This is a genomic window from Microbacterium sp. Se63.02b (assembly GCF_014171575.1).
Taxonomy (GTDB): domain Bacteria; phylum Actinomycetota; class Actinomycetes; order Actinomycetales; family Microbacteriaceae; genus Microbacterium.
Genome location: NZ_CP050453.1, coordinates 1,613,472 through 1,634,674 on the forward strand (window position 1 = coordinate 1,613,472; position 21,203 = coordinate 1,634,674).

At 69.3% G+C, this 21,203-nt stretch carries 20 protein-coding genes and 5 pseudogenes; 12 read left to right on the forward strand and 13 right to left on the reverse strand.

The genetic code is table 11. The annotated features are described in order from the left end of the window. Positions 1-37 precede the first annotated feature (37 nt). Positions 38-1,102 (reverse strand): NADH:flavin oxidoreductase/NADH oxidase, encoded by a 1,065-nt coding sequence (locus tag G4G29_RS07895; RefSeq protein ID WP_183152402.1) that lies wholly within the window; start codon positions 1,100-1,102, stop codon positions 38-40. A gap of 56 nt (positions 1,103-1,158) precedes the next feature. Here G4G29_RS07895 and G4G29_RS07900 point away from each other — a divergent pair, with 56 nt between their 5' ends. The 5 genes from G4G29_RS07900 to G4G29_RS07920 are packed head-to-tail and all read left to right on the forward strand — an operon-like array spanning position 1,159 to position 5,466. Then, complete coding sequence (locus G4G29_RS07900; RefSeq protein ID WP_183152403.1) at positions 1,159-1,992, forward strand: NAD(P)H-hydrate dehydratase; 834 nt, start codon at positions 1,159-1,161, stop codon at positions 1,990-1,992. After that, on the forward strand, positions 1,989-3,227 hold the full coding sequence (locus tag G4G29_RS07905) for a hypothetical protein (RefSeq protein WP_244632520.1): 1,239 nt from the start codon (positions 1,989-1,991) through the stop codon (positions 3,225-3,227). The genes G4G29_RS07900 and G4G29_RS07905 overlap by 4 nt, the downstream gene beginning before the upstream one ends. Before the next feature lie 4 nt (positions 3,228-3,231). Beyond that, positions 3,232-3,564 (forward strand): thiamine-binding protein, encoded by a 333-nt coding sequence (locus tag G4G29_RS07910; protein WP_183152404.1) that lies wholly within the window; start codon positions 3,232-3,234, stop codon positions 3,562-3,564. A gap of 9 nt (positions 3,565-3,573) precedes the next feature. Beyond that, entirely contained in the window at positions 3,574-4,803 is a 1,230-nt protein-coding gene (locus G4G29_RS07915) for an MFS transporter (protein WP_183152405.1), read from the forward strand. A 51-nt stretch (positions 4,804-4,854) separates the two neighbouring features. Continuing rightward, positions 4,855-5,466: an NUDIX hydrolase gene (locus G4G29_RS07920; protein ID WP_183152406.1), complete on the forward strand. Its 612-nt coding sequence runs from the start codon at positions 4,855-4,857 to the stop codon at positions 5,464-5,466. Between the two features lie 21 nt (positions 5,467-5,487). On the opposite strand, the pseudogene G4G29_RS07925 reads toward G4G29_RS07920, so the two are convergent. Further along, positions 5,488-6,692 (reverse strand): annotated as a pseudogene (locus tag G4G29_RS07925) (homoserine O-acetyltransferase). A 143-nt stretch (positions 6,693-6,835) separates the two neighbouring features. Continuing rightward, a complete protein-coding gene (locus tag G4G29_RS07930; protein ID WP_183152407.1) occupies positions 6,836-8,158 on the reverse strand; it encodes a bifunctional o-acetylhomoserine/o-acetylserine sulfhydrylase in 1,323 nt (440 codons plus the stop codon). 261 nt (positions 8,159-8,419) lie between these two features. Here G4G29_RS07930 and G4G29_RS07935 point away from each other — a divergent pair, with 261 nt between their 5' ends. From G4G29_RS07935 to G4G29_RS07950, 4 genes are all read left to right on the forward strand, one after another. Continuing rightward, entirely contained in the window at positions 8,420-8,908 is a 489-nt protein-coding gene (locus G4G29_RS07935) for a hypothetical protein (RefSeq protein ID WP_183152408.1), read from the forward strand. A gap of 184 nt (positions 8,909-9,092) precedes the next feature. Then, positions 9,093-9,875 (forward strand): SDR family oxidoreductase, encoded by a 783-nt coding sequence (locus tag G4G29_RS07940; RefSeq protein WP_183152409.1) that lies wholly within the window; start codon positions 9,093-9,095, stop codon positions 9,873-9,875. Between the two features lie 2 nt (positions 9,876-9,877). Beyond that, positions 9,878-10,591, forward strand: coding sequence for a uracil-DNA glycosylase (locus G4G29_RS07945; RefSeq protein ID WP_183152410.1), 714 nt, complete (start codon positions 9,878-9,880; stop codon positions 10,589-10,591). A 4-nt stretch (positions 10,592-10,595) separates the two neighbouring features. Continuing rightward, positions 10,596-11,213: a GNAT family N-acetyltransferase gene (locus G4G29_RS07950; RefSeq protein WP_183152411.1), complete on the forward strand. Its 618-nt coding sequence runs from the start codon at positions 10,596-10,598 to the stop codon at positions 11,211-11,213. 15 nt (positions 11,214-11,228) lie between these two features. Here G4G29_RS07950 and G4G29_RS07955 read toward each other — a convergent pair. The 6 genes and pseudogenes from G4G29_RS07955 to G4G29_RS07980 all read right to left on the reverse strand — a co-directional run bounded on the left by G4G29_RS07955 (position 11,229) and on the right by G4G29_RS07980 (position 17,172). Beyond that, positions 11,229-12,016 (reverse strand): annotated as a pseudogene (locus tag G4G29_RS07955) (ABC transporter ATP-binding protein). Further along, positions 12,013-12,804 (reverse strand): ABC transporter ATP-binding protein, encoded by a 792-nt coding sequence (locus G4G29_RS07960; protein WP_183152412.1) that lies wholly within the window; start codon positions 12,802-12,804, stop codon positions 12,013-12,015. Before G4G29_RS07960 ends, G4G29_RS07955 begins: the two are co-directional and overlap by 4 nt. Positions 12,805-12,844: 40 nt before the next feature. Continuing rightward, positions 12,845-13,666, reverse strand: a pseudogene (locus G4G29_RS07965) (ABC transporter permease); the annotation flags it as partial. Continuing rightward, positions 13,666-14,614: pseudogene (locus G4G29_RS07970) on the reverse strand (ABC transporter permease). The pseudogenes G4G29_RS07965 and G4G29_RS07970, both read right to left, overlap by 1 nt. A gap of 17 nt (positions 14,615-14,631) precedes the next feature. Next, the gene (locus tag G4G29_RS07975) at positions 14,632-16,152 is read right to left on the reverse strand and encodes an ABC transporter substrate-binding protein (RefSeq protein ID WP_183152413.1); all 1,521 of its coding nucleotides are present in this window, start codon (positions 16,150-16,152) and stop codon (positions 14,632-14,634) included. A gap of 93 nt (positions 16,153-16,245) precedes the next feature. Continuing rightward, positions 16,246-17,172, reverse strand: coding sequence for an alpha/beta hydrolase (locus G4G29_RS07980; protein WP_244632521.1), 927 nt, complete (start codon positions 17,170-17,172; stop codon positions 16,246-16,248). A 170-nt stretch (positions 17,173-17,342) separates the two neighbouring features. Between G4G29_RS07980 and G4G29_RS07985 the strand changes: the two genes are divergently transcribed. Genes G4G29_RS07985 through G4G29_RS07995 form a run of 3 tightly spaced genes read left to right on the forward strand, consistent with a single transcriptional unit; the run spans position 17,343 to position 19,072 of the window. Then, positions 17,343-17,819, forward strand: coding sequence for a carboxymuconolactone decarboxylase family protein (locus G4G29_RS07985; protein WP_183152784.1), 477 nt, complete (start codon positions 17,343-17,345; stop codon positions 17,817-17,819). Beyond that, entirely contained in the window at positions 17,816-18,568 is a 753-nt protein-coding gene (locus G4G29_RS07990; protein ID WP_183152415.1) for a tyrosine-protein phosphatase, read from the forward strand. Before G4G29_RS07985 ends, G4G29_RS07990 begins: the two co-directional genes overlap by 4 nt. A gap of 33 nt (positions 18,569-18,601) precedes the next feature. Next, entirely contained in the window at positions 18,602-19,072 is a 471-nt protein-coding gene (locus G4G29_RS07995) for an SIP domain-containing protein (RefSeq protein ID WP_183152416.1), read from the forward strand. 19 nt (positions 19,073-19,091) lie between these two features. Here G4G29_RS07995 and G4G29_RS08000 read toward each other — a convergent pair whose 3' ends face one another. From G4G29_RS08000 to G4G29_RS08010, 4 genes and pseudogenes are all read right to left on the reverse strand, one after another. Then, positions 19,092-19,535: a Fe-S oxidoreductase gene (locus G4G29_RS08000; protein WP_183152417.1), complete on the reverse strand. Its 444-nt coding sequence runs from the start codon at positions 19,533-19,535 to the stop codon at positions 19,092-19,094. Between the two features lie 121 nt (positions 19,536-19,656). Beyond that, positions 19,657-19,908: pseudogene (locus G4G29_RS23385) on the reverse strand (arginase family protein); the annotation flags it as partial. Next, positions 19,833-20,333 (reverse strand): arginase family protein, encoded by a 501-nt coding sequence (locus tag G4G29_RS23390; RefSeq protein ID WP_274601227.1) that lies wholly within the window; start codon positions 20,331-20,333, stop codon positions 19,833-19,835. The pseudogene G4G29_RS23385 and the gene G4G29_RS23390, both read right to left, overlap by 76 nt. Before the next feature lie 65 nt (positions 20,334-20,398). Next, positions 20,399-21,142, reverse strand: coding sequence for a PspA/IM30 family protein (locus G4G29_RS08010; RefSeq protein WP_183152418.1), 744 nt, complete (start codon positions 21,140-21,142; stop codon positions 20,399-20,401). Positions 21,143-21,203 lie beyond the last annotated feature (61 nt).

The following is a 21,203-nucleotide window of genomic DNA, read 5'->3' on the forward strand; positions in this document are numbered from 1 at the left end:
CGGACGGGTTCGGCGGCCATCGTCATGATCGGGTGCGTCAGCGCCAGCGTGCGCGTTCGTACTGCGGGGGCCAGGAGACCTCTGCGCCCAGCTCGTGCGCCGCGCGCAGGGCGAAATGCGGGTCGCGCAGCCACTCCCTGCCAGCGAAGATCGCGTCGGCCGCACCATCGGCGAGCACCTGCTCCGCCTGTGCGGCCGCAGTGATGAGTCCGACGGCCGAGACCGGGATGCGTCCGCCCCGGCGCACGGTCTCGGCGAGCGGCACCTGGTAGCCGGGGAAGACGTCGATCCGCTGATGCGCCACGAGGCCGCCGCTGGACACGTCGATCAGGTCCGCGCCGTGTGCTGCCGCCCAGTCCCCGACGACGGTCGCCTCCTCGGCCGTGAACCCGCCGTCCGCATGGTCGGTCGCAGAGATACGGACGAAGAGCGGGACGCCGTCACCCGTGACCTCGCGGACGGCGTCCACGACGCGCAGCAGCAGCCGCGCGCGATTCTCGAGCGAGCCGCCGTACTCGCCGTCGCGGAGGTTCGACAGCGGCGACAGGAACTGGTGCAGGAGGTACCCGTGTGCTCCGTGGATCTCCAGGACGTCGAAGCCGGCATCGACGGCGCGGCGTGCGGCGGCGAAGGCGTCGACCACGCGGTCGATTCCCTCGAGATCGAGAGCCACGGGAGCGGCGAACCCGTCGAACGCGATCGCGGAGGGAGCCGTCGTCGTCCACCCGCCGTCTGCGGAGGGCACCGACCCGCGCGCATCCGCCCACGGCCACCACGTCGAGGCCTTCCTCCCGGCATGGGCGAGCTGGATGCCGGCGGTCGCGCCGCGGTCATGGATCGCCGTCACGATCGGTGTCCAGGCATCCCGCTGCTCGTCGTTCCAGAGTCCGGCATCGCGCGGGGAGATCCGTCCTTCCGGGACGACCGCCGTCGCCTCCGCGACGATCAGCCCCGCCCCGCCGGAGGCGAACTGAGACAGGTGCGTGTGGTGCCACTCCTGCACGAGGCCGTCGACGGCGCTGTACATGCACATCGGGGAGACCCAGAGACGGTTGCGGAATGTGACGGAGCGCAGGTGCAAGGGGGAGAAGAGAAGACTCACGGTTCGACGCTACCGTCGCGCACGCGCACCGAGGGCCGTCGCACTAACGTGGAGCCATGGTCGAGGTGCGCGAGTGGTCACGCAGCGATACGGCGCGGTACTTCCGTCCGCCGACGCCGGAGGACGACAAGTATGCGCGCGGCGTGGTGGCCGTGCGCACCGGATCGCCCGCCTATCCGGGTGCCGCGGTGCTCGGCGTCGAAGCCGCCTGGCGCGCAGGTGCCGGTTTCGTGCGGTTCGTCGGCGACGAGCGCGTGGCGGACCGGGTGCTCTCGCGCCGGCCGGAGACGGTCGTCGGCGCCGATGCCGGCCACTCGCGCGTCGACGCCTGGGTCATCGGCTCGGGCACCGACCCCGCCCAACGCACCAACGACGAGAGCATCGCACTCCGGGAGATCCTCGCGGGCGCGGCTCCCGTCGTCATCGACGCCGGGGCCCTGGATCTCGCACCAGGGGCCCGTGCTCCGTTCCTCGTGACCCCGCACGCGCGGGAGTTCTCGCGTTTGCAGGAGCGGTTGCGCGTGCAGACGGATGGCGACGATCGGACCGAGGCAGCGCACCAGGTCGCGGTGAAGATCGGCGGAACCGTGCTGCTCAAGGGGGCGCGCACGCTGATCGCCGCTCCTGACGCCGAGGTGATCGCGGTCGAGGCGGGGACGGGCTGGCTGGCCACCGCCGGAACCGGAGACGTGCTCGCCGGAGTCCTCGGTGCGGTGACCGCCGCGAATCCGGGTGCGCCGTTCGCCGACGTCGCGGCCGCGGGGGCATGGCTCCACGGTCACGCCGCGCGCATCGCCGCCGACGTGATCGACGGCGGTCCCGGGCATCCGATCGTGGCGATGGACGTCGCCGAAGCCCTTCCGCTCGCGATCAGGGACGTCTGGGAGTGAACCGCCGCCTCAGGTCGGGAGTGCTCGCGCTGTGGTCGGCGTTCGTGTTCGCGCACGTGCTGACGGCAGCACTGGGATGGGTGTATCCGAGCCAGCCGATGGGTGACGTGGTGCTGGTGTACGAACCCTGGGCGTCGTCGGCCCTCGGCGGAGGCGCGATCGTCGGTGTCACCGAGACGTGGGTGTATCCGCAGCTCGCCCTCGTGCCCATGCTCCTGGCTGCGGGACTCGCCGCGCCGTTGGTGCCGCTCCTCGGAGCCTCGAGCGCCTACCTGGTGGGCTGGGCGGTGCTGGTCGTGGTGCTCGACGTGATCGCTTTCGTCGTGCTGGTCGGCAGGTCTCCGTCTCGCGCTCGGCGCGCAGCCGGCTGGTTCTGGTGCGCCGCTCTGCTGTTCCTCGGACCCATCGCGCTGTATCGGATCGACGCGATCACCGTACCGATCGCCGTGATCGCCGGGCTGTGGCTCGTCTCCCGGCCGACGATCGCCGCCGCGTTGCTGACGATCGGGGCCTGGATCAAGATCTGGCCCGGCGCGCTCGTCGTCGCCGCGCTGGTCGCGGCGCGTGCGAGGCTCCGGATGCTGTTCGGCGCGGTGGTCGTCACGGCAGCGGTCGCCGTCGTGCTGCTGCTGCTCGGCGCGGACACCGAGATCCTCGGTTTCCTCACCGAGCAGACAGGACGAGGTCTACAGATCGAGGCCGTCGCGGCGACGCCCTTCCTCTGGCTGGCGGTCGCGGGGGCTGCGCGCATCGAGTACAGCTTCGAGATCCTGACCTTCCAGATCACGGCACCGGGTGTCGATGCGGTCGCTGCGGCCCTGACACCCGTCATGGCGATCGCCGTCGTTGCGGTCACCGGGATCGGCGCGGTGAAGGCGGTCCGCGGTGCCGCGTTCGCCCGACTGTTCCCTCCGCTTGCCCTGACGCTGGTGGTCACCCTGATCGTCACGAACAAGGTCGGGTCGCCCCAGTTCCAGACTTGGTTGCTCGCACCGGTGATCCTGTGGATCGTCCTCGATCGATCCAGGGCACGCGTGCCGGCGGTCATCGTGCTCGCGCTGTGCCTGTTCACCTGTCTGGTGTATCCGCTCGGCTACGACGCCCTGCTGCGCGCGGACGTTCTCGCGGTTGCCGTGTTGACCATGCGCAACCTCCTCCTACTCGTCCTGCTCATCCTCGGCATCCGCGCACTCGTGCGGGTACCCGCCATCCGTCCCTCGAAACCTCAGGAGTGATTCCATGCTGATCGCCTTCTCCGTCGCCCCCAGCGGCGTCCCCGCCGAGGGGACCGAGCGCACTGACGCCTCCGTGCACGACGCCGTCGCCGCCGCCGTGCGTGTGGTGCGCGAGTCGGGACTGCCGCACCGCACCACGAGCATGTTCACCGAGATCGAGGGCCCGGACTGGGACACGGTCATGGACGTGGTCAAGCGCGCCACCGAGGCGGTCATGCCATTCGGCTCGCGCGTCTCGCTCGTGCTCAAGGCCGACATCCGCCCCGGCTACTCGGGCGAGCTGGACGCCAAGATCGAACGTCTCGAGGCGGCGATCGAGGACTCAGGCGACCGCTAAGCTGTACCGGTGAATCCCTCGACTGAATCGAGGGGTGCGGCGAAGTGGGCGCTCCTCTCTCTCGCCATCGGCAGTTTCGGCATCGGCATGACCGAGTTCGTGGTCATGGGGCTGCTGCCGAACATCGCCGCAGACCTGCTGCCTGCGCTCTGGGCGACCAGCCAGGAAGAAGCGCTGAGTCAGGCCGGATGGCTCATCTCGCTGTATGCGCTCGGCGTCGTGGTGGGTGCTCCGACCATCGCCGGCTTCGTAGCGCGCTATCCGCGGCATCGCGTGATGATCGTGCTCGCCCTGTCGCTCGCCCTGTTCAATGCGCTCACGGTCGTGCTCCCGAGCTTCGAGCTGGTCGCCGCATCACGGTTCCTCGCAGGCCTTCCGCACGGTGCCTATTTCGGGATCGGTGCGCTCGTCGCCGCCGACGTCATGGGGCCGGGCAAACGAGCGAAGGGCGTCGCGTTCATCCTCACCGGTCTGACGGTCGCGAACGTCGTCGGTGTGCCGTTGGGGACGTTCCTCGGGCAGCAGTGGGGGTGGCGGGCGGCCTTCGCGGTCGTCGCGCTGGTGTTCGCGTTGGCGACGCTGTTCATCGCGCTGTTCGTGCCCGAGCATCCTGGAGATCCCGGTCGAACGATGCGCCAGGAGCTGCGCGTGTTCCGCATCCCTCAGGTGTGGTTCACGCTCGGGGTCGGCGCGATCGGCTTCGGCGGATTCTTCGCGGTCTACAGCTACATCGCGCCGCTCGTGACCGAGGTCGCCGGATCCCCGGAGTGGGCGGTGCCGATCGTCCTCGTCCTGATGGGCCTCGGGATGACGGCCGGAAACCTCGTCGGGGGGCATCTCGCCGACATCGACCTGCGACGCACTCTGCTCCTCGGCCTCGCGGCGATGGGCGTCGTGTTCGTGCTGCTCGCGCTGCTGGCGTTCTGGATCGTGACCCTCGGCCTGCTGGTGCTCGTCGTCGGCTTCGTCTCGTCGATCCTGAGCCCGACGATCCAGACACGGCTCATGGACGTCGCAGGGGACAACCAGTCGATCGCGGCGGCGATGAACCACTCGGCGTTGAACATCGGCAACAGCCTCGGCGCTTTCCTCGGGGGTGTGGTCATCGCGGCAGGGTGGGGTTTCACGGCGCCCGCATGGACCGGGGCGGCACTCGCGGTGGCCGGACTGCTCATCGCTCTGCTCTCCTATCGGGTCGAAAGGCGCCGTCCAGCGGTCCCGCAGCTCGTCGCGTCGTAGCGGTCGCGTGATAGCCGTCGCGTCGTAGCCGGTGCGTCATAGAGTGACGGGGTGAGCACAGCCGATCGTCCCCTGCCTCTCGCCGGCACCGCCGTACTCGTGCGTGCGGTGGACGAGGGCTTCGAGGTGCTCGTCATGCGCCGTCCCGAACGAGGATCCTTCGCCGGCGCGTGGGTCTTCCCCGGCGGCAAGGTCGACCAGGCGGACCGGCATCCGGGCGACGGCGAGGTCGAACAGGCACGCCGCGCCGCGGTCCGCGAGACCTTCGAGGAGGTCGGCCTTCACGTCGACGACCTCGTCATGTTCTCCGAGTGGCAGCCGCCCCTCGAGGCGCCGACCCGGATCCGCACCTGGTTCTTCCTCGCGGAGGCACCCGATGCCGAGGTCTCGCCGTCCGCCGACGAAGTGGCCGAGGTCGCCTGGGTCCGTCCGCAGGAGGCGCTGGCCCGGCACGGAGCAGGGGAGTGGACGCTGTATCCGCCGACCTGGATGACCCTGCACCAGCTCTCGGCGTTCACCGATGCGCGGTCCGTCCTGTCTTCCGGTGGGGCTGCGCAGCTGTTCCAGACACGGGTGCTCGGCTCGGAGACAGGACAGGTCTTCGCCTGGGAGCAGGGACGACTCGAAGCCGGCACCCTGCCGTGGCGGTTCATCGCCGGCTGAGCCGCGACTCGTGCATCGGGCTCAGCTGTCGAGCAGGCGCCGCAGGTTCGCGCCGACCGCGTCCGTCTCGATGAGGAACCCGTCGTGGCCGAAGTCGCTGGCGAGCACCACGGCCTCCCCGCCGATCACGTCCGGGATGCTGCGGGCGATGCGCTGCTGCCCGTCCACCGGGAACAGACGGTCGCTGTCGATGCCGAGGACCAGGGTGGTCGCCGTGACCGCACGCAGCGCCTCTTCGACGCCGCCCCGCCCTCGTCCGACGTCGTGCGAGTTCATGGCTTCGACGAGGGTGATGTAGCTGTTGGCGTCGAAGCGACGTGTGAACTTGTTGCCGTGGAAGTCGAGGTAGGACTCCACTGCGAAGCGTCCTCCATGACCGAGCGGGGAGACATCCGACTGCCAGGACCGTTGGAACCGCTGGTTGAGCTCGATCGGGCTGCGGTAGTTCAGCAGCGCCATGCGCCGTGCCAGAGCGAGTCCCCGGTGCGGGCCCTCGCCGTCGCCGAGGTCGTAGTACTCGCCGCCTTGGAAGCGCGGATCCATGCGGATGGTCTCGAGCTGCACGGTGTTCAGAGCGATCTGGTCTGCTGTCGTGACCGGCGGTGAGGAGAGCACCGCGAGACGTCGCACGCGTTCGGGGTGGGCGACCGCCCACTCCAGGGCGTGCATTCCGCCCATGGAACCGCCGATGACGGCCGCCCAGCTGTCGATGCCGAGCGCGTCGGCGAGCCGCACCTGCGCCGCCACCTGATCGCGGATGGTCAGGTACGGGAAGCGGGAGGCCCATTCGTAGCCGTCGGGGGCGACGCTGGCCGGCCCCGTCGACCCCTGGCAGCCGCCGAGCATGTTCGGGGCGATGACGAACCAACGGTCGGTGTCGAGCGGAGCACCGGGACCGGTGATGTCCTCCCACCAGCCGACGGTGGGGTGGCCGGCGCCCGCGGCACCACGCACGTGACTGTCCCCGGTGAGGGCATGGAGCACGAGGACCGCGTTGTCGCGGGCGGCGTTGAGCTCGCCCCAGGATTCGTAGGCGATGCGGATGCCGGGCAGCTCGGCGCGGCTCTCCGTGGAGAACGGCCCGAACGCGGCGAAGCGTCGGCCGCCGACGGGGTCGCCGTCGCGCCATGCGCCCGTCGCCGGGGGCGGGCACGGAGCAGCCGCACGTCGGCCTCCGTCACGGGCGCCGACGGCACCGTGTCCTCGGAGGTCGTCTGCCAGTCCATGCATCCATTCTCGCGTGGCCGGATGCCCGACGGCGGCAGGTTACGACCCGGGTTTCGGGTCTGCTCCGCACGGGCGCAGAGGGAACCCGCACATGACGATGCCCCGGGCCGTGCGGTCCGGGGCATCGTCGAGGCGGTGCGGGTCAGGCGCGAGCGGCCTCCGACACGGCGCGGGCCGCGGCGAGAGCCTGGTCGAGGTCGGCCTTGAGGTCGTCGATGTTCTCGATGCCGACCGACAGGCGCACGAGGCCCGGCGTGACTCCGGCCGTGAGCTGCTGCTCCGGCGTCAGCTGCGCGTGCGTGGTCGAGGCGGGGTGGATGACGAGCGAGCGCACGTCGCCGATGTTCGCGAGGTGGCTGAACAGGGACAGGCTGTTCACGAACTCGCGGCCGGCTTCGACGCCGCCCTTCAGCTCGAACGACAGCACCGCGCCGACGCCCTTCGGCGCGTACTCGTTGGCCTTGGCGTACCAGGGGGAGGAGGGCAGGCCGGAGTAGTTGACCGTCGCGACGTCGTCGCGGCCGTCGAGCCACTCGGCGATCTCCTGGGCGTTCTGCACGTGGCGCTCGATGCGCAGCGAGAGCGTCTCGACACCCTGGATGAGGTTCCACGCGCTCTGCGGGGCGATGGCCGAACCGAGGTCGCGCAGCAGCTGCACGCGGGCCTTGATGATGTAGGCGAGCGGGTCGCCGACCGCGGCGGTGTAGCTCGCGCCGTGGTACGAGGGGTCGGGAACCGTGAGGCCGGGGAACCGGTCGACGTTCTTCGACCACTCGAACTTCCCGCCGTCGATGATGACGCCGCCGATCGTGGTGCCGTGGCCGCCGAGGAACTTCGTGACCGAGTGCACGACGATGTCGGCGCCGAACTCGAACGGACGGATCAGGTACGGGGTCGCGATCGTGTTGTCGACGATGAGCGGGACGCCGCTGTCGTGCGCGATGTCGGCGACCGTGCGGATGTCGAGGATGTTGATCTGCGGGTTGCCGATCGTCTCGGCGAAGAACAGCTTGGTGTTCGGGCGGACGGCGCGGCGCCACTCCTCCGGGTCGTCCTGGTTCTCGACGAACGTGACCTCGATGCCGAGCTTCGCGAGCGTGTACTTGAAGAGGTTGTATGTCCCGCCGTAGATGGAGCTCGAGGCGACGAAGTGGTCGCCGGCCTGTGCGATGTTCAGGATCGCGAAGGTCGAGGCCGCCTGGCCGCTGGCGAGCACGAGGGCGCCGGTGCCGCCTTCCAGCGCGGCGAGACGCTGCTCCAGCACGTCCTGCGTGGGGTTCTGGATGCGCGTGTAGATGTTGCCGAACTCCGCGAGGGCGAAGAGGTTCGCCGCGTGGTCGGCGCTGTCGAACACGTACGACGTGGTCTGGTAGATCGGCGTCGCGCGGGCCTTCGTGACGGGATCGGGGGCAGCACCGGAGTGGATCTGCTTGGTCTCGAAGCGCCAGGACTCGGGTGCGGACATGATGTTCCCCCAGGAGGTCGGAAGGTCGGATGGCGGATGCCGTTGAAGCGAGAGTACGGAACTCCGCTCGTTGTCAACAACACCCGGGAAATGTGACGTAACACGGCTGAGGCCCGGAATCACGCGGTTTGCGGCGGATGGAGCGACAGGATCGACGCGCGACCGACATCCGGAGTGCGGGTATCGGGTCGCGAAGGATTTCTGTACTGTGTGGCTCAAGTGCTCACGACCGCGCACGTCGGAGCGAGGAGGGAACGTCAGATGACTGCCGAGTCGGAACCGACCAGTGTCCTCAGCGGGCGTGAGGCGTCGAGACCGGGCGTCGCGCGGCGGACGGTGCTCATCGGAGCCGCGTGGTCGCTCCCTGTCGTCGCCGTCGCCGTCGCGACCCCGGCAGCGGCGGCTTCGACCGCCGCGCTTGGCCGTTTCGTGATCGAGACCATGCAGGGCGGCACGTGGGTGAACCCCGACTACTACGGTGCATCGCTGCAACTCCGCAACGATGACACGCAGGCCGCGTCGCTCCCGGTCGCCGACATCACCAGCGGCACGGTCACGGTCACGTTCGCACTGGCCGACGCCGGAACGCTCGCTCCCGTCGTGATCGCCAACGCCGGCGGCTCGAGCCCCACCGTCCCCGCACTCCCGAACACGGATCCGACCTGGACCGCCGCCGGCGTCTCGGACAATGGCGACGGCACCGTGACGTACACGCTCGCCTACGCCGGAAGCCTCCCGGGGCAGGGGTGACGCACGTGACGTTCGGCATCCTCGGCCCGACGCCGCTGCACTCCGGGGTGTCGGTCACCGTGACGTCGACCGGCAGCCCCACCGACGGGTTCGTGCACACGCGCACCGCCACCCTGTTCTGAGAGATTCGCGCGAAGGCGCGGTGTCTGTCCGCGCAGGGCCGCGAACATCGTACGGTGGAGGCATGGTGAACAGACGTGCAGTGGTGACAGGTGCGAGCTCGGGCATCGGGGAGGCGACGGTGCGCGCGCTCCGTGCGCGTGGATGGGACGTCGTCGGCGTGGCGCGACGCGAGGACCGGCTGTCCGCGCTCGCCGCAGCCACCGGGGCTTCCGCCATCGCGTGTGATCTGACCGACTCCGCCGCCGTCGACGCTCTCGTCGAGCAGCTCGCCGCGTCGGGGCCTGTCCACGCTCTCGTGCAGGTGGCCGGTGGAGCGCGCGGCACCGACCGCATCGAGGACGCCGCGGTCGAGGACTGGCAGTGGATGTTCGAGGCGAACGTGCTCGCGACTCAGCGGCTCGTGGCGGGGCTGCTGCCGCTGCTGCGCAAGGCCGCGTCGGCCGACGGTCACGCCGACACGATCTTCGTCACCTCGACGGCCGCGCAGTCGGCGTACGCAGGAGGCGCCGGGTACAACGCGGCGAAGGCTGCAGAGGCGATGCTCGTGCGGGTGCTGCGTCAGGAGCTGAACGGCGAGCCCATCCGCGTCGTCGAGGTCGCGCCCGGCATGGTCCACACCGAGGAGTTCACCCTGAACCGTCTCGGTGGGGACTCCGTGGCCGCCGAGGCCGTGTACGCCGGGGTCGAGGCACCTCTCGTCGCCGACGATGTCGCCGACGTGATCGCCTACGCCCTCGAGTCGCCCGGGCACGTGAACCTCGACCTGATCACGATGCGACCCGTCGCCCAGTCGGCCCAGCATCTGCTCGCGCGCGGCCCCCTGCGTGTGCGATCCATCGACTGACGATGGCGCGATCACTCGCCGAGCTCGCGGCGGATGGCCGGATCGATCCGGGCTGGACGCAGGCGCTCACTCCTGTGCAGGACGTGATCTCCGCACTCGGTGACCGGCTCCGTGCCGAGCAGCAGGCGGGGCACGGCTACCTGCCCGCCGGGGAGAACGTGCTCAGGGCGTTCCAGCGGCCGCTGTCCGACGTGCGGGTGCTGATCACGGGCCAGGACCCGTATCCCACGCCGGGGCATCCGATCGGTCTGTCGTTCGCTGTCGACCGCGACGTGCGCCCGCTGCCCCGCAGCCTCGCGAACATCTACAAGGAACGCGAGAGCGACCTCGGGATCCCGCCAGCGCCGCATGGCGACCTGACGGCGTGGAGCGACCAGGGCGTGCTGCTGCTGAACCGCGTGCTCACCGTCCGTCCAGGGGCTGCGGCCTCGCATCGCGGTTGGGGCTGGGAGAAGGTGACCGAGCTCGCGATCCGCGCGTTGGTCGCGCGTGATCAGCCGCTCGTCGCCGTGCTGTGGGGGCGGGACGCGGCGAATCTGCAGCCGATGCTCGGGTCGACGCCCGTCATCGCCTCGGCGCATCCGTCTCCGCTCTCGGCGAGTCGGGGCTTCTTCGGCTCCCGCCCGTTCTCCCGCGCGAACACCCTCCTCGAAGAGCAGGGTGCCGCGCCGGTCGACTGGAGGGTGGAAGGCGAAGCCCCTCCGTCTCTAAGCTGAGCGCATGCAGTTCGAACCGGGGGACCGTCGTCGCGTCCTCCCGCGCCATCTGCGCCCTGATGTCGCGCCGGAGGTGTTCTCCTACACGATCCGCGCCGCTCGGCCCGCCGACCTTCCTCATGTGCGGGAGATCTACAACCACTTCGTCAGCAACTCGGCGGTCACGCTCGACGAGCGGCGCAGCAGCATCCCGTACTGGCGCGAGAAATATGCGCTGCTCACCCGGCTGCAACTGCCGTTCCTCGTCGCGGTCTCACCGGCCGGCGTGGTGATCGGATATGCGCTCGCACAGCCATGGGCGGGCAAGAACGCCTACAAGTACACGGTGGAGGACTCGATCTACCTCGGGCCCGGCGCAGGCGGCAAGGGCCTCGGCGCGGTGCTGCTGCAGGCGCTCATCGACGCGTGCGAGCAGATCGGACTCCGAGAGATGGTCGCGGTGATCAGCGACCGCGGAGCCGAGGCGTCGATCCGCCTGCACGAGAAGCTCGGCTTCGTCGAGGCGGGACGGATGGGGCGGGTCGGGCACAAGTTCGGCCGCGACCTCGGCACCGTCTACATGCGACGTGCGCTCACACCCACAGGGAGACGACGGGGCTCGCTCTTCGGCGCCCGACGCTGACACCCGCCGAGAGCCTCAGCGATCCGGGATGACGGGGATCGCGGCGAGCAGCGTCTTCGTGTAGTCCTGGGTCGGGTGCAGGAGCACGTCCTGCGTCGGGCCGCGCTCGACGATGTGCCCGTCCTTCATCACGACGACCGTGTCGCACAGGTTCTGGACCACCCCGATGTCGTGCGACACGAGCAGGAGCGTGAGGTCGGTCGTCTTCCGCAGCTCGATCAGCAGTTCGAGGATCTGCGCGCGCACCGTCACGTCGAGGGCCGACAGCGGCTCGTCGCCGACGAGGATGCGTGGTCGATGCACGATCGCGCGGGCCAGGGCGATCCGCTGCCGCTGACCGCCAGAGAACTCATGCGGATAGCGGTCGCCCGCGTCGGACTCGAGCCCGACCTGCGCCAGGACCTCGCGCACCCGCGCACGATGGTCTCCGTCGATGCCCAGCGCCCACAGCGGTTCCCGGACGATCTGCCCTGCGGTCATCCGAGGGTCGAGCGAGGCATACGGGTCTTGGAAGACCAGTCCGGTCTCGCGGCGCAGCCAGTGCAGCGACTTCGCCGAGGCGGTCGCGTCCACGGGGCGACCGTCGATCGACACCGTGCCCGCCGTCGGCCGATCCAGGCCCAGCAGCAGCCGGACCAGGGTCGACTTCCCGATCCCGACTCGCCGATGATGCCGACAGACGAGCCCTCCACGACGTCGAGGTCGGTCGGGGCCAGCGCGGTCTGCGTGCGCGTGCGTTCGAACGTCGCGCGCTTCGGGACGAAGAAGTCCCGACGCAGACCCCTGGCTTCGATCAGGCTCATGCGACACCGCCGTCCGGCCGCCACAACGTCGCCGTCGCATCGCGGAGAAGACCCTGCGTGATCGGAGACGCGGGCGTCGAGAGGAGCGTGTAGACGGGGGCGGCCTCCACCACACGGCCGTGTTCCAGCACGACACCTTCTGTCGCGACCTGTGCCAGCACCGCGAGATCGTGCGTGATGAAGACGAGCGACATGCCCTCGTCGGCGACGAGGGAGAGCAGCAGCGACAGGATCTCGGCCTGGATCGTGACGTCGAGGGCCGTCGTCGGCTCATCCGCGATCAACAGCTTGGGTCGGCAGGCGAGCGCCATCGCGATCGCGACGCGTTGCCGCTGGCCGCCGGAGAGCTGGTGCGGATACCTGTCGACGATGGTCTCCGGATCGGGCAGTCGCACGCGCGCGGCCTCCCGGATCGCGCGCTCTCTGCCCTCTCTGCGGCCCAGACCTTCGTGGATGCGGATCGACTCCGCGATCTGCCTGCCGACGGTGCGGATGGGATTCAGTGCGGTGCGCGGTTCCTGGAACACGATGCCGATGTCGTCGCCGCGCAGCTTCGCCAGTTCGCTGTCGGGCATTCCGATGAGTTCGATGCCGTTCCAGCGGATGCTGCCGCTCGCGGTCGCCCCGTCGGGGAGCAGACCCAGCACGGCGAGGGCGGTCAGCGACTTGCCCGATCCGGACTCGCCGATCAGGCCCAGTCGCGCGCCGTCCGGAACCTCGAAGGAGATGCCGTCCACGACGCGGCGCCCGTCGATCTCGATCACCAGATCCTGCACGGAGAGACTCATGCGACCACCCCGGAGTGTGGATCTCGGCGGCGCGGTGCCGCAGGGTGGGGTCGGTCGCTTCACGCAGCCCGTCGCCGAGGAGGTTGAGGGCGAGCACCGTGATCGTGATGGCGAGTCCTGGCCAGATCACAGACAGCGGATGCACGCCGATGTAACGCTGCAGATCGGCGAGGAGCAGACCCCAGCTCGGTTCGACCACCGATGCGCCGAAACCGAGGTACGACAGGCCGGCTTCGGCGAGGACGGCCACGGCCATCGACCACGACAGCTGCACGATGAACACCGGCGCGACGTTGGGCAGCAGGTGCCGCACGAGGCTCTGCGACGGGGTGAGCCCCGCCGCGCGGGCGGCCAGCACGAAGTCGCTCTGCTGCACGCGACGCAGTTCGGGCCTGGTGACGCGGGCGATGTTCACGCCGAACCCGATGCCCACCGCCCAGATCACGACCCAGAGCGAACCGCCCCACACCGAGGAGATCATCATCGCGATCAGCAGGACGGGGAAGGCGATCAGGATGTCGACGAGCACCGCGACGGTCTCCCGCATCCATCGTGCGGTCAGGGCGCCGAGAGCCGCCAGCGCGATGCCGACGAGTGTGGCGACGATCCCGGCGCCGACGCTCACGAAGACGGTCGTCCTGGCGCCGGCCATCAGCAGGCTCAGGATGTCGCGGCCGGTGTCATCGGTGCCGAGAAGGTGCGGCCAGCTCGGCGGCAGCCAGCGGTCGCCGATGTCCGAGGACTGAGGGTCGAACGGGGTCCAGAACAGCGCCACGACGGCGGTGAGTGCGATCACGGCGACCACGATGACGCCGAAGCGACCTGTCGAGGTGCCCCAGAGCCTGCCGAGCCAGCGCGGCATCATGCGGCCTCCCGTTGACGGGGGTCGATCGCACGGTGCAGGAGATCGACCAGGAAACCCACGATCAGCACGAAACCGGTCAGCACGAGGAGCTCGCTCTGCACCTTGATGAGATCGCGGGTTCCGACGTCGGCCACCAGCATGCGGCCGATACCGGGGAGGGTGAACAGCTGCTCGATCACGACCGACCCCACGATGATGCCGGCGACCTGGAGCCCGAGCACCGTCACGATCGACAGTCCGACCGCGGGGATCCCGTGCTGGATCAGCGCACGCGTGCGGGTGAGTCCCTTCGCGGCGGCGGTGCGGACGAAGTCCTGCCCGGCCGCCTGGAGGGTCGCACTGCGGACGAAGCGCATGAGCATCGCCCCTCCACGATGCCGATCGTCAGCGCCGGCAGCAGCAGGGACTCGATGGCCTGCCAGGGTGTGGACCAGCCGGTGCGGGGAAGCCCTGCGGCGGGAACCAGCCCAGCCACACGGAGAACACGACGATGAGCATCATGCCCGCCCACACGACGGGCACCGCGGCCAGCGCCTGAGCACCGACACTGAGCGCTGTGCCGCCGCGACGACCGCGGAGGAGTGCGGCGAGGATGCCGAACGGGACGGCGATCAGCACGGCGATGAGCAGCGACATGATGCCGAGGGGCACGGTGACCTGGGCCTTGAGGAGCAACTCCTCGCTCACGGAGGCGCCCGAGAGGAGCGAGGTTCCGAGGTCGCCTCGGAAGATGCCGCCGATCCAGTCGGTGTACTGCGCGAACAGCGGGCGGTTCAGGCCGAGCGACTCGCGGAGAGCGTCGACCTCGGCCGGAGAGGCCTGGGTGCCGGCGATCAACTGGGCGACGTCACCGGGGAACACGCGAAGGGTGAGGAAGATGAGCACGCTCGACACGAGGAGCCCTGCGATGAGCAGGGCTCCTCGGACGAGCGTGTAGCGGATCACGGAGGTGTCGTCGCCGATTACTTCTCGGCGGAGACGGTGACTCCGGCGAGGTTGATGCGCGAGTTGATCGAGTCCTCAGGGAAGCCGGCGACGATCGGGCTCACCGCGGTGATGGTCTCGCCGTTGTACAGCCAGTCCGCCGCGTGGTCCTCAGACACGATGCGCGCGGCCTGCGCGAGGAGCTCGGCGGACTTGTCCGGGTCGACCTCCGCGAGCGCCTGCGCGTACAGTTCCTGCACCTCGGCGTTGTCGTAGCCGAAGTAGTAGTCGGGGTTGGCGAAGTTGCCGAAGTCGCGCGGCTCGACGTGCAGCACGAAGCTGAGATCGTAGTCGTGGTTGGTGTACACGTCTTCCAGCCAGGTCGGGAACTCGACCGAGTTCACCTCGAGGGAGACGCCGACCTTCTTGAAGTCGGAGATCAGTACCTTCGGCACGGTCGTTCCGTAGAACGAGGGGATCGTGAGCGTGAGGTCGAGGTTCTCCTGGCCCGCTTCGGCGAGCAGCTCCTTCGCCTTGTCGGGGTCGTAGGAGATCACATCCGACAGGTCTTCGTAGCCGGGGTCGAGTTCCGGGATCGGTCCGTACAGGGTCGTCCCGGCTCCGACCGCTTCGATGAGGGCCTCGTGGTCGATGGCCAGCCGCAGCGCCTCGCGCACGCGGACGTCGTCCAGCGGTGCCTTCTTGTTGTTGAAGGCGAGCGTCGCCTTGTCGGTCGTGCGGCCCTTCGTGAGTGCGAAGTCGCCGGAATCCTCGAGCTGCGGCGCGAGGTTGGGGTCGACTGCGGTGAGCACGTCGACGTCGCCCGCGAGTGCGGCGTTGACGCCGGCCGTGAAGTCGGGGATGTACTGGAACTCGACCTGGGCGACGCCTGCTTTCTCGCCCCAGTAGTCGTCGTTGCGCGCGAAGGTGATGGTGCTGCCCTTGTTCCACCGGGTCAGCGTGAAGGGCCCGGTGCCGTTCTCCGCCGACTTGAGGTCGGTCGTGTCGCCGGTCTTGAAGACCAGCCCGGCGGGCCCCGTCAACGCGAACAGGAAGTTCTGGTTCGGAGCGGCGAGGACGATCTGGACCGTTGTCGCATCCGGCGCGGTGATCGATGCGACGGAGGCGAAATCGGCGTTGCCCTGCACCGTCGCGTCCGTGCGGACCGTCTCGTATGAGGAGACGACGTCGGCCGACGTGAGCGCCGTCCCGTCGTGGAACGCGACACCGTCGTTCAGGGTGAACGTGTACGTCAGGCCGTCGTCGGACACCGTGTAGTCGGAGGCGAGGCGGCCCTCGATCTCGTTCTCCTGAGTGCGGCTGACCAGACCCTCGTAGATGTTGTCGATCAGGATCTGCTCGAGGGCGGCGCCGCTGGTGTGGCGGATGTCGAGGTTGGTCGGCTCCAGGACCAGGCCGACGTGCAGGGTCGCATCGGGGTCGGGCGCTCCCGTGGTCGTCGACGGCTGCGGCGCGGAAGAGCCTGCGCAGGCGCTGAGCACCACCGCGGTGGCTGCGAGCGCGGATATCAGCGCGAGACGTCGGGTGCGTCGGAACATGGGGTGTTTCCTCTCGGTGCGGCAGATGCTGTGTGCCGTTGGATCGAGCCTAGAGTTGCGTGGCGGGGTGCGGGTCGGGTGTGGAACGAATCGTCATATTCCGCGCGCGGCGGACGCGGAGCCGATGAGCGAGGCCAAGGGGACGGGCGCCGTCTCCTGGACGTTGTGCGTCGCCTCCAGGGTGATGAGGCGCGCGGAGGGGACACGGCGCTGCAACTCGGCGGCATCCGATTCGCTCACGAATCCGCGCGCCGCGCGGACCAGCGTGAGCGGGGCCTCGACACCGGCCAGGTCGTCCCACCCGGTCTCATGCAGCGCCGACGGTGTCGCGGAGGGTCCGGGGTCGTGGGCGGCGAGGGACTGCGCGGCGAGATGTGCGAAGTGATGCTTCCATTCGATGCGTCCGTCGGGGCGCACGCGCGTGTTGAGGAAGACGCCGCGTTCGGTCTCGGGGCGGCTGCCGCCGAAACCGAGCGACATCGCCTTGTCGACGAGCTCATCGCGAGTCGCGAAGTCGGTGGGGCCCTCGTAGAACGCGCGGAGGGCGGCAGGACCCGCGGTCACATCGATTCCCGGAGTGATGTCGACGATCACGAGCTCCGACACCAGGTCGGGGCGTGACGCGGCGAGCGCCGCACCGGTGAGGCCGCCGAGCGATTGTCCGACGACTAGCTGCGGCGGAAGCGACCAGGCTTCGAGGGCTTCGGCCACGTCACGCGCGAGGGTTCGCGGTGTGTAGTCCTGGTCGTCGCGCCACGAGGAATCTCCGTGACCGGCGAGGTCGATCGCGAGCAGCGGCTGTCCCAGAGCGAGGGCCGTGGTGTCCCAGGTGTGTGCGTTCAGGCCCGCGCCGTGCAGCAGCGTCACGTGCGGAGTGTCCGTGCCGAAACGGAGAGCGCTCAGAGTGCGTCCGTCGGCGAGGGGGAGCGTCAGGCGCTCCACCGGGGGGAGGGGGACGCCGAGTGCGTCGGCCTGTGCGGGAAGATAGCTGAACTCGCTGTTGTCGATCGCCACGTCCACATTCTGCGCCCTTGCGACATCGCGAGAGAAATGCGAGAGCAGAGTGCCCATCATTGATGCGTAACATATGCGCTTTATGCGTGCTGTTCACCGTCATGTCTTGTCTTTCTGCATTCCGCGTCATCGCGCCAGGTGGGCCCGTGCGGACGGACGGCGAATATCATGGAGGCATGAGCGAGACGCGTGTGCACCTGTCCAAGACCGAGCCTGCCGCCTATCAGGCACTCGATGCGTTCTCCAAGACGGTCGGACAGATCTGCGCCGCGAACGGCATCGACGATCGCCTCAAGGAGATCGTCATGATCCATTGCTCCCAGCTCAACGGATGCGCCTATTGCGCGCGGATCCACGTCGATCGCGCCGTCGCGGCCGGCATCGACACCGACACGCTCACCCAGATCCCGACCTGGCGTGAAAGCGGCGTGTTCAGCGAGCGGGAGCGCGCGGCGCTCGAACTCGCCGAGGCGTTCACGTTCATCTCCGAGGACGGTGTCTCGGATGAGGTCTACGACCTGGTCGGCAGCGTGTTCACAGAGAAGGAGTACGCGGCTCTGAGCTGGGCCTGCGTCTCGATCAATGCGTTCAACCGTGTCGTGATCGCCGGACGCTACCCCGTCCCGGCACGCGCACCGAAGGCCGAGGTATGACCATCCTCGATGTCGAGGGCGTGACGAACGTCCGCGATGTCGGCGGCATCCCCACGGCGGGCGGACGCATCCGTTCCGGTGTCCTGCTGCGGTCGGGTCAGCTGTCCGGCGCGACGACGAGCGGAGCGGCGATGCTGCGTGCGAACGTCGCGCACATCGTCGACCTCCGCGACGGCGAGGAGGTCGCGGCGGAGCCGACCGAGATCGAGGGCCCCGACACCACGCACCTTCCGCTGTTCCTCGGGTCGGTCCGCTCTTTCTTCGAGGCGGACACGAGTCTCGATGAGCTGTATCTGCACCTGCTCGAGGAGAGCGGAGATCGCATCGTCGACGCGATCCGGATCATCGCGGCGGGGGAGCGGACCCTGGTGCACTGCACGGTGGGCAAGGACCGCACGGGCGTCACGGTGGCGCTCGCCCTCTCTGCGGTGGGTGCCGAGAGGGAAGCGGTGATCGCCGACTACGCGCTCACCGAATCGCAGCTCCCCGCGCAGCGGTCGCAGCGCATCGCCGAGTATCTGCGCACCCAGCATCCGGAAGCGGTGCACGCGGTGGCTCTCGCGACGCAATCGCCCGCGCCGGTCATGCGTCATCTGCTCGAAGAGGTCGATGAGCGATGGGGATCCGCCGCGGGGTACCTGCGCGCCAACGGGATGACCGAGGAGGAACTCGCAGCGCTGAGGGCCGTCCTCGTCGAGCCGAGTGAAGGCGGCGCCCCCCACGAACACTCCTCGCAGGAGCAAGGTTAGGCAAGCCTTCTCTTGGTGTACGATGGAGGCATCATGAACACCTCCCTCGAGACCCGCAGCACGCGAGCCGAACGCCGCGCGGCCCGTCAGCGGGCGCACCACCTGGTGACGGCAGACGAGCAGTCGCTCGCCGAACTCGAGGTGTTCCTGACGACGCTGCCGCTCTGCGCATCCGGGCGCATCTTCATCGAGGTGCCCGAAGTCGCCGATATCGGAGTGATCCAGGCGCCTGGCCGCATGACCGTCACCTGGCTCGCCCGCGAGCAGCGTTCCGGAACTCCGGGAAGCGGTCGTTCCTGCGCACCAGGGCAGGCCCTGGCCCGCGCGACCTGCGCCTGGGCCGACGAGATGATGTGCGACGACGAGATCGAGACGCATGTCACCCTGCTCGGCGGCTACCTCGGCACCGCCGACATCGTCGAGCACCTCACGAGCTCGCTGGAGATCTCCCCGGCGCTCATCCAGGCCCCCGAGCGCTTCGGCCTGCTGCCCGCCCCGCACTGAGTCGCACCGCCGATCGCGGTCAGCGCGTGCGCCGCACGTAGTTCCCGTCTTCCAGACCCGCTTCGATCTCGAATCTGTTGCGCAGCGGATCACGCCCCGCGAACAGATACAGGACGGGCATCAGGAAACCGTAGCGGAGCCACTGCGCCTTGTGCACGGCCTCGTGGCGGAGCACGGCATCGCTCGGACGCTCATCTCCGGTCAGGAAGCAGCCACCGACGCACACCCCGCCGCGATTGAAGGTCCACGCGGGCATGCCGCGGAAGATCCAGAGTCCTGCACGGCGCTCCACGGGACCGGTGCTCCACAGCGAGCCCCACAACCACCCCACGGCGGTGCCCCACGCGTAGCCGAGGCGGCTGATCGGCGACCGCAGCAGGAATGACGGGATGCGAAGGTCGGCCCGCCGTCCGCGGGCGAGTGCCTCGTCGGCAGCAGGGCGCCAGTCCGAGCGCGGGGTCACGCCACGGCCCCGACCAGGCGCAGCAGGGCACCCAGGTCATCGACGGCATCGGCGGGCGACCGGGGGCGAAGCCCGCGATCGTCGCGCCCGCCAGCGGGATCTCCGCACGGAGGACCCGGATCGCCGTGGCGAGTGCTGCCGGAGAGAGGCCGAAGGGCACCGCGGAGGAGACCCCGGAGAAGTCCGGCGGATCGAGCACGTCCACATCGATGTGGACCCACGCACGCGCGGCGCCGGTCCCGCGCACGGCTTCGAGCAGCGCATCGGGTCGGTCCAGGTCGGCGACCGAGAGGTTCGTCAGCGGGTCGAGCTGCGGGACCTCCGCGTCGTCGAGATTGCGTACCCCGACCGTGACGACGCGCTCGGCGGGGATCGCGGGGAGAGCGCGAGCTGCTCCTCGCCATCGCCGAGCAGCGCGCGCAAGGCCATGCCGGAGAAGGCGCCGGACGGCGAGGTCTCGGGCGTGTGCATGTCGGCGTGGGCGTCGCACCAGACGACCGCGAGATCGCCCGTGCCCCCAGGGAGGGCGTCGAGAGCCGCCACCGTCACGCTGCAGTCGCCGCCGATGACGACGGTGTCGGCGTCGATATGACCGTGGACGAGTTCGCGCGTGCGCAGCAGAGCGCTGAGGCGACGGACGCCGGTGCCGAGGGATTCTCCGGCCTCGACCGGCACCTCCAGCACCGTCGTCGCCGCACGGGGAAGGTCACCGGCGATCGCGGAGGCGCCGTCGATGAGGAGCATCGCGCGCGGCGCAGGAGACCCCTGCCACTGCGGGACGACGAGGAATCGCACCATGGGTGCCTCCGGGAAGAAGAGCGCGGATGCCCCGAGCGAGCAGCCCGGGGCATCCGCTGATCGTGTCAGTTGCCTTCGATGGCCTGACGGGGAGCGCTGCCGCCGGCCTTGAGCTCGGCGAGACGGGCCTCGACCTCGGTGAGCTCGCCGAGGTCTTCCAGGCTCTCGAACTGCGCGTCGAGGCTGGACGCTGCCAGCTCGATCTTGCCCTGCGCGATGGCCTCCTGGCGGCGGACCTTGTCTTCGAACCGGCCCAGCTCGCTGGTGGGGTCGAGCACGTTGATCGACCCCACCGCGTCCTGCACCTTCGTCTGCGCCTCGGCGACCTTGGCGCGGGCGAGGAGCTCGCTGCGCTTGTTCTTGAGTTCGACGAGCTTGTCCTTCATGCCGTTCAGGCCGCTCTTGAGCTTGTCGACGATCTCGGTCTGCGCCGCGATCTGCGGCTCGGCACCGGTGGCCTCGCGCTCGGCGCTGATCTGGCGCTGGAGGGCGATCTTGGCGAGGTTGTCGAACTTGTCGGCATCCGTGGCGTCGCCGCTGGCGCGCATCTCGTCGGCCTTGCGGCTGGCGGCGAGCGCCTTGTTGCCCCACTCGGTCGCGGCCTGGACGTCTTCTTCGTGATCGCGCTCGAGGAGGCGCAGGTTGCCGATGGTCTCGGCGATCGCGGACTCCGCGTCGGCGATGCTGTTCGTGTAATCGCGAACCAGCTGGTCGATCATCTTCTGCGGGTCTTCCGCAGAGTCCAGCAGAGAGTTGATGTTCGCGCGGACGAGGGTCGAGATACGTCCGAAGATGGACTGCTTGGTCATGCGTGGTTCCTTTCAGAGGGCGTCTTCGAGAGCTTGTCGTATGTGTCTGTGTAGGGGATCA